The 1,195-nt window shown below is 70.1% G+C and carries 2 protein-coding genes; both read right to left on the bottom strand.

All coding sequences use genetic code 11. The features are described 5' to 3' along the window. The coding region (locus tag CXZ10_RS21275; RefSeq protein ID WP_101291372.1) for a chemotaxis protein CheW at positions 1–329 on the bottom strand (329 nt) is incomplete at its 3' end. Between the two features lie 2 nt (positions 330–331). Next, on the bottom strand, positions 332–1,195 hold an 864-nt coding region (locus tag CXZ10_RS21270), incomplete at its 5' end, for a methyl-accepting chemotaxis protein (protein ID WP_245412981.1).

Genomic DNA, 1,195 nt, shown 5'->3' with positions numbered 1-1,195 from the left:
TGGTCGTCGCGGAAGGCGGCGACCTCGAACACGCGGTCGGCGACGAGGCCGAGGGTCAGCTGGCGTTCGCCGAGCGTGACGTCGACCACCAGCACGCGGGTGTTGGGGGTGGGCACGGTGCGGCTCAGGCCGAGCTTCAGCCTGAGGTCGATCACCGGCACGCCCTGTCCGCGCACGTCGCGCAGGCCGATCAGATAGTCCGGGCCGTTCGGGATGCGGAAGCTGTCCTCATGGTCGAGGATCTCCCGCACCACGGCGACGGGGACCGCGAACACCTCGCTGCCGAGCGCGAAGGTGACATACTGGGTCTCCGTGGAGCGCGCCGTCATGATCAGGCGCTTTCCCGGAAGTCGGCGTCGTCCTCGTCCGGACCGCCCATGTCGAGGTCGAGCGCAAAGCCGCGGACCGCCTCCTGCTGGGCCTTGACGGACTGGCGCTGCATGCCACCGGCGGCGCCGGCCTTCCGGGCGGCTGCGACCGGCTTCTGGGCTGGCGCGGCCTCGCGGGTGGCGGACTGACGGACGGTCCGTCCGGGTGCTTTGCGCTGGGCGGCCTTGGCACCGGCGGCCGGGCTGTCGACGCGGAAGAAGGCGATCGAGGCCTGCAACTCCTCGGCCTGGGCGGCGAGCTCTTCGGAGGTGGCCGACATCTCCTCGGAGGCGCCGGCGTTCTGCTGCGTCACCTTGTCGAGCTGCTGGATGGCCTGGTTGATCTGGGCGGCACCGATGTCCTGCTCGCGGCAGGCAGCGGAGATCTCCGACACCAGTTCGGCGGTCTTGCGAATGTCCGGCACCAGCCGGTTCAGCATGTCGCCGGCCTGCTGGGCGGAAGCGACGGTGTCGACCGACATCTGCGAGATCTCGGTGGCGGCGGCCTGCGACCGCTCGGCGAGCTTGCGCACCTCCGAGGCGACGACGGCAAAGCCGCGGCCATGCTCGCCGGCCCGGGCCGCCTCGACGGCGGCGTTGAGCGCCAGAAGGTCAGTCTGGCGGGCGATCTCCTGGACGATGCCGATCTTCTCGGCAATGGTCTGCATGGCGGCAACCGCCTGGGTGACGGCCTGACCGGAGGTCTCGGCATCCTTGGCGGACTGACGGGCGATCTTCTCGGTCTGGGCGGCGTTGTCGGCGTTCTGCTTGATGTTGGAGGCCATCTCTTCCATCGACGAGGAGGCTTCCTCGGCCGACGAGGCCTG

Origin of the sequence: Pleomorphomonas diazotrophica (assembly GCF_002844595.1) — a bacterium.
Lineage (GTDB): Bacteria > Pseudomonadota > Alphaproteobacteria > Rhizobiales > Pleomorphomonadaceae > Pleomorphomonas > Pleomorphomonas diazotrophica.
Note: the sequence above shows the minus strand (reverse complement) of the source record. Positions and strands in the feature narration are given on the sequence as shown.